At 74.7% G+C, this 8,640-nt stretch carries 7 protein-coding genes and 1 pseudogene; 2 read left to right on the top strand and 6 right to left on the bottom strand.

Features of this window, described 5'->3' with window-relative positions:
* Positions 1–312 precede the first annotated feature (312 nt).
* A complete protein-coding gene (locus tag GSF22_RS26685) occupies positions 313–1,359 on the bottom strand; it encodes an App1 family protein (protein WP_208816490.1) in 1,047 nt (348 codons plus the stop codon).
* 119 nt (positions 1,360–1,478) lie between these two features.
* Between GSF22_RS26685 and GSF22_RS26680 the strand changes: the two genes are divergently transcribed.
* Together GSF22_RS26680 and yaaA are read left to right on the top strand one after the other, a co-directional pair.
* Positions 1,479–3,092, top strand: a complete 1,614-nt coding sequence (locus GSF22_RS26680; protein WP_208816489.1) for a hypothetical protein — start codon at positions 1,479–1,481, stop codon at positions 3,090–3,092.
* Positions 3,093–3,147: 55 nt separating this feature from the next.
* Positions 3,148–3,942 (top strand): peroxide stress protein YaaA, encoded by a 795-nt coding sequence (gene yaaA / locus GSF22_RS26675; protein ID WP_208816488.1) that lies wholly within the window; start codon positions 3,148–3,150, stop codon positions 3,940–3,942.
* On the opposite strand, the gene GSF22_RS26670 is transcribed toward yaaA, so the two are convergent.
* From GSF22_RS26670 to GSF22_RS26650, 5 genes and pseudogenes are all read right to left on the bottom strand, one after another.
* The gene (locus GSF22_RS26670) at positions 3,892–5,229 is read right to left on the bottom strand and encodes a beta-ketoacyl synthase N-terminal-like domain-containing protein (protein ID WP_208816487.1); all 1,338 of its coding nucleotides are present in this window, start codon (positions 5,227–5,229) and stop codon (positions 3,892–3,894) included. The genes yaaA and GSF22_RS26670 overlap by 51 nt on opposite strands.
* Positions 5,226–6,497 carry a beta-ketoacyl-[acyl-carrier-protein] synthase family protein gene (locus GSF22_RS26665; protein WP_208816486.1) on the bottom strand — a complete coding sequence of 424 codons (1,272 nt, stop codon included), beginning with the start codon at positions 6,495–6,497 and terminating at the stop codon, positions 5,226–5,228. Before GSF22_RS26665 ends, GSF22_RS26670 begins: the two co-directional genes overlap by 4 nt.
* The gene (locus GSF22_RS26660; RefSeq protein ID WP_208816485.1) at positions 6,497–6,904 is read right to left on the bottom strand and encodes a cupin domain-containing protein; all 408 of its coding nucleotides are present in this window, start codon (positions 6,902–6,904) and stop codon (positions 6,497–6,499) included. Before GSF22_RS26660 ends, GSF22_RS26665 begins: the two co-directional genes overlap by 1 nt.
* Before the next feature lie 130 nt (positions 6,905–7,034).
* Positions 7,035–7,781: pseudogene (locus GSF22_RS26655) on the bottom strand (SRPBCC family protein); the annotation flags it as partial.
* On the bottom strand, positions 7,778–8,640 hold an 863-nt coding region (locus GSF22_RS26650), incomplete at its 5' end, for an ATP-binding protein (protein ID WP_439957811.1). The gene GSF22_RS26650 and the pseudogene GSF22_RS26655, both read right to left, overlap by 4 nt.

Raw genomic sequence — 8,640 nt, 5'->3', positions numbered from 1 at the left:
GACGCTAGCCGGGCGGGGCGACGCCTGTCAATGCCGGCCGGTGCGGCACAAGGCCCGTCCCAGGGCCGGAGATGCCGTCACTCCCTGTCGAGCTGCACCGGATGTGCAACACCCCCGGCGGGCAGCGCAGACGGCCGGAGTGGCGGGCGGCGGGCCGGAGGGCGCGGAAGCGAGCGGCAGGGTGCGGCGAAACTGCTCCATCCGTGCCAGCAGCTCGACAGCGCGCCAACCCCACCCATCGGCCGGGCACGACACGAGCACCGGCACCACCACGGGAGGACCGGCACGGGCCGGCAGCCAACCGGCGCGGGCTCAGACCAGGCCGGCGTCGCGGAGCAGCCGCCAGAGCCCGGCGCCGTCCGGCGCGGAGAGCCACTTCTGCCCGGCCGGACCCGACGAGTGCTCAGCGCCGTCGGCGGGGCCGGGCAGACCACCGGCGAGGACCGCCTGGGTCGGCGAGAGCCGCCGGATCGCGATCCCGGCGACGTTCTCCGGGTGGGCCGCCGCGAACTCCCGGTAGATCTCCGGGTCGTGCTGCCCGTCGTCGCCGACCAGCAGCCACTTCGTCTCCGGGAACTCCCGGGCGAGCCGGGCGAGGGTGGCCCGCTTGTGCTCCCGGCCGCTACGGAACCAGCGGTCGTTCGTCGGCCCCCAGTCGGTCAGCAGCAGCGGCCCGGCCGGGTAGAGGTGCCGGGACAGGAACCGGGTGAGCGTGGGGGCGACGTTCCACGCGCCGGTGGAGAGGTAGAAGACCGGCGCGCCCGGGTGGGCGTTGGCCAGTCGTTCGTAGAGCACCGCCATGCCGGGTACGGCGGCCCGGGCGTGCTCGTCGAGCACGAAGGTGTTCCACGCCGCCAGTAGCGGCCGGGGCAGCGCGGTGACCATCACCGTGTCGTCGATGTCGGAGAGGATGCCGAACCGCACCTGCGGGTCGAGTACCCGTACCGGCGCGTCCACCGGCTCCGCGTCGGTCGCGGTGATCCGGACCGAACCCCAGCCCGGCGGCAGGTCCGCCTTCACCACCGCGTCGACGAAGCCACTGCGGTCGGTGGTCGTCTCGTGCCGGACCCGGCCGGCCTCGATCACCACCGGCGCGTGCTTCGCCGGCAGGGTGGTGAAGCTCCGCCAGCCGCGTACCTTCTCCTGCTTCTGGCGCTGCCGCGCGTCGGGGCGGCCGAGCAGTACCCGGCCCATCACCCGCACCCAGCCCGGCCCGCCGTACCCGGTGTAGGCGAGCGTGGTCACCTGCCAGCCGGTACGACGCAGCCGGCGGGCGACGAGCTGGTGGATCGCGTCCTCGATCCGGGCCGCCCGGTGCAGGTGGGGTACGGCAGCCTGGCCAACGGGTGTGATCGACACCCTGTCACCCTGCCACACCGGGGTTGCCCCGGCCACGCGAGCGGGAATCGGGCCGCCGAACCACCCGCGAACACCCAGTACGTCGCCGACGGACGTGCGAGGCTGCCCACGGAGGGGTCGTGTCAGCGACGACGCAACGGGGTGCGGGACGGGTACGCCGGCGGTTGGACCGCCCGGCGCTGGTGGCGCTCCTGCTGGGGTCGGCCGGGCTCGGCTACCGGCTGGTCCTGACCCTGCTGACGGTGCCCTCCTCGAACAGCGACGAGGCGGCCTTCGGGCTGGCCGCCCTGCACATCGCCGCCGGCCGGGAACGGCCGGTCTTCCTCTACGGCCAGCACTACATGGGGATGCTGGAGGCGTACCTGGCCGCTCCGCTGCTCGCGGTGACCGGTCCGAGCTGGCCGGTACTGCGGTTGCCGCTGCTGGCGCTCTACGCCCTGTTCGTCTACCTGATGTACCGGCTGACCCGGCGGGTCTTCTCGCCGTGGTTCGCCACGGTCGTGGTCGGCCTGCTGGCGCTCGGCTCGGAACGGGTGGTCCGGGACCAGCTCACCGCCGTCGGCGGTCGACCCGAGGTAAAGCCGGTCGTGGTGGCGCTGCTGCTGATCGCGCTCGCCCTCGGGCAGCGCACCGTCCGCCACCGCTGGCCGGCGTACGCGACCTTCGGGCTGCTCACCGGCGTCGCCGTCTGGTCGGACTGGCTGATCCTGCCGTACCTGGCGGTGGCCGGGGCGGTGCTGCTGGTCGCCGCCGGTCGGGAGCTGTTCGGGGTGCCGGCGGTGCTGCTGGTCGCCGGGTTCGTCGTCGGGGTGGCCCCGATGCTGGTCGACAACCTGACCGCACCGCCCGGCGAGGACTCGCTGTCGGTGTTCCGGGAGGTCAGCGCCGGTACCGGCGGCTCCGCGCCACTGGTCGACCGGCTGCGCGGCGGACTGACGGTGAGCCTGCCCCTGGCCAGCGGGTTCTGCCCGACCGCCGGCTGCCCGCGCGGGCTGGCGCTGGTCCCCCCGGTCTACCTCGGCCTGCTGGCCACCACCGCCGTGCTCGCCCTGGTCGGGTGGCGTCGGGCCGGGGACACCGCCGTCCGGGTCGGGCCCGCCGTGCAGCTCGCCCTGGTCGCCGGGGCGGTGCTGACCCTGACCGGGTACCTGCGCAGCCCACTCGCCGCGACCGGACCGCTGGAGAACGCCCGGTACCTGTCGGTGCTCCAGCTCTCCCTGCCGGCCGTGCTCTGGCCGGCGTGGCGGGCCGCCCGGGGACTGGTGCGCCGCACCGCCGGCCCGGCCCGGTGGCTGGTCGGGGTACCCGGCGTCGCGCTGCTCGCGGCGGTCACCGCGCTGGCGGCCTGGACCACCGGCGTGCTGGTCGCCGAGTCCGGGGCGATCCGGGCGGAGGAACGGGCCGCCCGGGACCTGGCGGCCACCCTGCGGCGGGACGGTCCCCGGCACGTCTACACCGACTACTGGACCTGCCACCGGATGATCTTCCACACCGGTGAGGACGTGCTCTGCGCGGTCCTCGGCGACCGGCTGCGCCCCGGGCAGAACCGGTACCCGCCGTACCAGGCGGCGGTGGACGCGGCGGACCGGGTCGGGTACGTCTTCGAGGTGGGCTCGGCACCCGACCGGGCGCTCCGTCGCTATCTGGACCGGCGGGCGGTCGACGCTGCGGTCACCGAGATCGGCGGGTACCGGGTGTACCGCCCGGCGGTGCCGGTCCGGCCGTGGCAGTGACCGGGTCGTACCCTGGCCCGGTCGGTCCGCACCACCCGTCGGGAGTAACCCGCCCATGCTGATCCTGCTGCCGCCCTCGGAGGGCAAGGCCGCCGGCTCCGGTGCGCCGTTGGCGCTGGACCGGCTCGACCTGCCCGCACTGCGCCCGGCCCGGGAGGCGGTACTGACCGCCCTGGTGGACCTCTGCGCCGGGCCGGATCCGGAGGCGGCCCGCACCACGCTCGGGCTCAGCCCCGGTCAGCAGGGCGAGGTGACCCGCAACGCGGCGCTGCGCGACGCGCCGACCGCCCCGGCCGCCGAGGTGTACACCGGTGTGCTCTACGCCGCCCTCGACGTGGCCACCCTCCCCCCGGCCGCCGCCGCGCTGGCCGGGGCGAGTGTGCTGGTCAGCTCCGGCCTCTGGGGTGCGGTACGGCTCGCCGACCCGATCCCGGCGTACCGCTGCGCGATCGGGGTCAGCCTGCCCGGCCTCGGCCCGCTGACCGGGCACTGGCGCCGGGCACTCGCCCCGGTGCTGACCGCCTCGGCCGGCGACGGTCCGGTGCTGGACCTGCGCTCCGGCGCGTACGCCGCGACGTGGCGCCCCAGGGGTGCGGTGGCCGGGCGGACCGCCACGGTCCGGGTGCTGCACGAACGGGAGGTCGACGGGCGGGTGACCCGGACCGTGGTGAGCCACTTCAACAAGGCCACCAAGGGTCGGCTGGTCCGGGACCTGCTCGTCTCCGGGGCCCGCCCGGGGACGGTGGCGGAGCTGGCCGACGTGCTGCGGGACCTGAAGTACCGGCTCGTCGACCAGCCGTCACCGCCCGGGCAGCCGGTACGGCTCGACGTGGTGGTCACCGACCTCTGACGGCGTCGGGCGCCGCCGCAGCAGCAGGGCGCTGTTGAAGCCGTCGAAGCCGCGCGCGCCGACCAGCGCCACGTCGAGCGGCCGGGGACGGGACCGCCAGGCGAAGTTCAGCTCGCACCCCTCGCCGGGCAGGTCCACGCCGGTGGTGGCGGGCAGCACCTGGTGGGCCAGGGCGAGCAGCGCGTTCGCCACGTCCAGCGCCGCCCCGCCCTGGTGGGCCCGACCCACCAGGGGCTTCTGGGTGGTCACCGGCGGGGTCCGGCCGCCGAAGACCTGCCGCAGCGCCGCCGCCTCGCTGCGGTCCCGCCCCGGCACCCCGAGGGCGTCCGGCACGACCAGGTCCACCTCGTCCGGCCCGACCCCCGCCCGGGTCAGCGCCAGCCGCAGCGCACGGGCGTACTGGCCGGGGTCGCCGGCCCGGTCCCGCCGGGTGTGCGCGGCGTCGTGCGTGGCGCCCCAGCCGGCCACCTCGGCGTACACCCGGGCACCCCGGGCCGCCGCGTGGGCGGCGTCCTCGACCACGAAGACCGCGCCGCCCTCCCCGGGTACGTAGCCGGCGGCGGTGACGTCGAACGGCCGGTACGCCCGGTCCGGGTCGGTGGCCCCGCTGAGCTGGCCGGAGCGGAGCTGGCAGCTCAGCGCGTACGGGCTCAGCGGGCACTCGGTCGCTCCGGCGAGGACCACCGGGGTGCCCCGACGGATCATCCGGGCGGCGTGCGCCAGGCTGTCCAGTCCGCCGGCCGCCTCGGCGACCAGCACCCCGCACGGGCCCTTGAACTGGTGGTGGATCGACACCTGCCCGACGCTGGCCGCGTAGAACCAGGCGATCGACTGGTACGCCCCGACGGTGCGGGCCGGTTGGCTCCACAGCCGTTGCAGTTCCCGCTGGCCGAACAGGTTCCCGCCGGACGAACTGGCCAGGGTCACCCCGTAGGCGTACGGGTCGTCGGCGGTGACCGGCAGCCCGGCGTCGTCGAGGGCGAGCAGGGTGGCCGCGAACCCGAGGTGGGTCCACCGGTCGGTCTGCACCAGCCGGCGGCTGTCCGCCCAGCGGGCCGGGTCGAACCCGGTCACCTCACCGGCCAGGGTGGTCGGGTAGCCGGTCGCGTCGAACAGGGTGATCGGGCCGATCCGGCGCCGCCCGGCGAGCACCGCCCGCCAGTGCTCGGCGTGTCCGGTACCGGCCGGGGAGACCACCCCGATCCCGGTGACCACCGCCCGCCCGGCGACCGGCGGGGCCTGGTCGTCCGGGGCGCGCCGGGGGGCGGCGACGCTGCCGGCGGTCACCGGCCGGTGTCCCGGAGCCGGGCGAACAGCATCGCCGACTGGAACCCGCCGAAGCCGCTGCCCACCGACAGGGCCACCTCCACCGGCAGGTCCCGGGCGGTCACCGGCACGTAGTCCAGGTCGCACTCCGGGTCCCGGTTGGCCCAGTTGGCCGTCGGTGGCACCACGCCGTACTCGATGGCCAGCGCGCAGGCGGCCATCTCGATGGAGCCGATCGCGCCGAGCGAGTGGCCGACCATCGACTTGATCGAGCTGATCGGTACCCGGTACGCCGCCGCGCCCAGGGCCCGTTTGAAGGCGGCGGTCTCGTGCCGGTCGTTCTGCCGGGTCGCCGAACCGTGTGCGCTGATGTAGGAGACCTCCTCCGGATTACGCCGGGCCTGGTCCAGCGCGGCGGTGACGGCCAGCGCCATCTCCACCCCGTCCGGACGCAGGCCGGTCATGTGGTAGCCGTTGCTGCGGTTGGCGTAGCCGGCGAGTTCGCAGTAGACGTGCGCGCCCCGGCGCCGGGCGTGCGCCAACTCCTCCAGGACCAGCACCGCGCACCCCTCGGCGAGGACGAACCCGGTGCGGCCGGCGTCGAACGGCCGGGACGCGTGCGCCGGATCGTCGTTGTCCGGCGTGGTGGCCTTGATCGCGTCGAACGAGGCGACGGTGACCGGGGAGATCGGGCTGTCACTGGCGCCGGCCACCACCACCTCCGCCTCCCCGTCGACGATCAACTGGTGGGCGTACCCGATGGCGTCGATGCCGGAGGTGCAGCCGGTGGAGACCACCTGGGCCGGGCCGTGCAGGCCGTGCCGGCAGGCCACGTCGGCGGCGAGGCTGCTCGGCACCAGCGCCGGGTAGAGGTACGGGCCGGCGCACTCCGGGTCGACCAGCCACTCCGCGCCGCTGTCGCTGGCCACCACGTACTCGTTCTCCAGGGCCATGGTGCCGCCGACGGCGGTACCGAGGACCACGCCGGTGTGGTCCCGGACCGCGTCGGTCAGCTCCAGTCCACTGTCGGCCAGCGCCTCGATGGAGGCGGCGAGCGCGAACTGCACGTACCGGTCGGAACGGCGGCGTTCCCGGGCGGTCAACCCGGCGGCGGCCGGGTCGAAGTCGCATTCGGCGGCCACCTGGGAGCGGAACGGCGACGGGTCGAAGAAGGTGATCCGCCGGGTGGCGGTCTGCCCCTCGGTGATCGTCGACCAGAACTGTTTGCGGGTCACCCCGCCCGGCGCGACCACGCCGATGCCGGTGACGACGGTACGCCGCGCGGTCATCAGGTCACCTCCACCCGTTCGGACTCGCTCGCCTGTTCGGTGTCCACGTGCCCGAGTTCGGGCCGGGGGGCCAGTGGCCCGAGGTGGAAGACCACCTCGGCCGGTTCGGTGCCGGTGTTGCGCAGCCGGTGCCGGACGTTGACCGGCACGTACAGCGCCTCCCCGGTACCGAGCGGGACGGGTTCGTCGTCCAGGTCGACGGTGATCCCGCCCCGGGCGACGTACAGGAACTCCTCGCTGTACGGGTGGTAGTGCTCGGCGATGCGCTCACCCGGGGAGAGGTGGGCCACCCCCATGAACCCGGAGGTGCTGCCCACCGTCCTCGGCCCGAGCAGGACGCGGAGTTCACCGCCGCGCCGGCGGTCCGGCGGGACGTCCCGGGCGGCCACGGTCGCGTGCTCAGCCACGGTCCGCTCCCGTCGCCGTCTCGGACCCGGTCAGCGTGGCGGTCGCCGTGCCGGCTGCCGCTTCCGGCCGGGGCCCGGGTACCAGGTCGGGTCCGGGTACCGGTCCGGGGCCGGGGGGCAGGTCGGTCGCGCCGTACCGGGCCACCCGTTCGACCTTGGTCCGGATGATGTCCTGCTGGATCCGGCTGTTGGTGTTGATCCGGTCGGTCATCGCCGCGTCGTCCACCGGGGCGGTGGGTCGCATGGCGAAGTCCTGGATCCAGGTCATCCGGGTACCGCCGGGCACCTCCTCGTACTGCCAGCGGATGTGCATGTACTCGAACGGGCCGGGTTCCAGCCGTCGGGCGTGCACCTGCCGGGTCGCCGGGTCGGCGGTACGCTCGCTGACCCAGCTCCAGGCCACCCCGTTCTCGTCGGGGACCATGGTCAGCCGGAACCGTACGGTGTCGCCGTCGCGGGACAGCACCTCCACCGACTGGTACTCGGTGAACAGTTCGGTCCACCGGGTCACGTCGTTGGTCAGCTCCCACACCAGCGGCAGCGGCGCGTCGATCACCACGCTGTTCTCGGTGTGGCCGCCGGTGGTCGGCGCCCCGACCGGTTCCCGCCCGCCGGGTGGTGCCGGGCGGGACCTGTCGACCAGGGCGGCGATCTCGGCGATGGTCAGCGGGGTGGCGTCCTCGGGCAGCGCCACCGCGTACCGGTCGGCGACGACGGCCTGGAGTTCGAGCAGGGCCAGCGAGTCCATGCCCAGCTCGGCGAGGGAGGCGCCGGGCGAGGCCACCGCCGCTGCCGGATCCAGCCCGCAGTTGCGGACGAGGATCGAGGTGATGTCGTCGACGGTCACCGCCGTCCGGTCACCGGGCGTCACGGTCATCTGGTCCTCCTTGCGGATCGGTCGGCATCAGGTGGTACTGGTACGGATCCCGCCGGGTGCAGCAGCCGCTCGACGACGTCGGTGGCGTACCGCCCCTTGCGGAACGGCGGGTGGTCGAGGACCCGGCGCAGGAACCCGATCGTGGTCCGGACCCCGTCGACGTCGAACTCGCCGAGGGCCCGTTCCATCCGGCTCAGCGCCAGTTCGCGTTCCGGTGCCCAGACCACGACCTTGGCGAGCAGCGAGTCGTAGTGCGGACTGATCCGGTAGCCGGGGTGGCCGTGCGTGTCGACCCGGGTGAACGGGCCGGCCGGGGCGCGGAACACGGTGAGCCGTCCGGGGGTGGGGGCGAAGTCGCGGTCCGGGTCCTCGGCGTTCACCCGGCACTCGACGGCCACCCCCCGGACCTGGACGTCGCCCTGGCGCAGGCGCAGCGGCAGGCCGCCGGCCACGTGGAGCTGCTCGTGCACCAGGTCGACGCCGGTGATCAGCTCGGTGACCGGGTGTTCCACCTGCAACCGGCAGTTGATCTCCATGAAGTAGAACCGTTCCGCCTCGTCCACCAGGAACTCGAAGGTGCCGACCCCGCTGTAGCCGACGGCGGTCGCCCCGCGTACGGCGGCGGCCTCCAGGGCGGCGATGGTGGTGGCGGCGAGCGCGGGTGCCGGCCCCTCCTCGATCAGCTTCTGGTGCCGGCGCTGCACCGAGCAGTCCCGGGTACCCAGGTGCACCGCGTTGCCGTGGGCGTCGCAGAGCACCTGCACCTCCACGTGCCGGGCCGGGGAGAGGTAGCGCTCCAGGTAGACCCGGTCGTCGCCGAAGACCGTCCGGGCCAGCGCCCGGGTCCGGGCGTACGCCC

The organism is Micromonospora echinofusca (assembly GCF_017614955.1).
Classification (GTDB): Bacteria; Actinomycetota; Actinomycetes; order Mycobacteriales; family Micromonosporaceae; genus Micromonospora; species Micromonospora echinofusca_A.
Note: the sequence above shows the minus strand (reverse complement) of the source record. Positions and strands in the feature narration are given on the sequence as shown.

Coding starts and splice junctions, on each gene's coding strand:
- yaaA (WP_208816488.1), top strand. CDS start 3,148: ATGCTGATCCTGCTGCCGCCCTCGGAGGGCAAGGCCGCCGGCTCCGGT.
- GSF22_RS26665 (WP_208816486.1), bottom strand. CDS start 6,497: ATGACCGCGCGGCGTACCGTCGTCACCGGCATCGGCGTGGTCGCGCCG.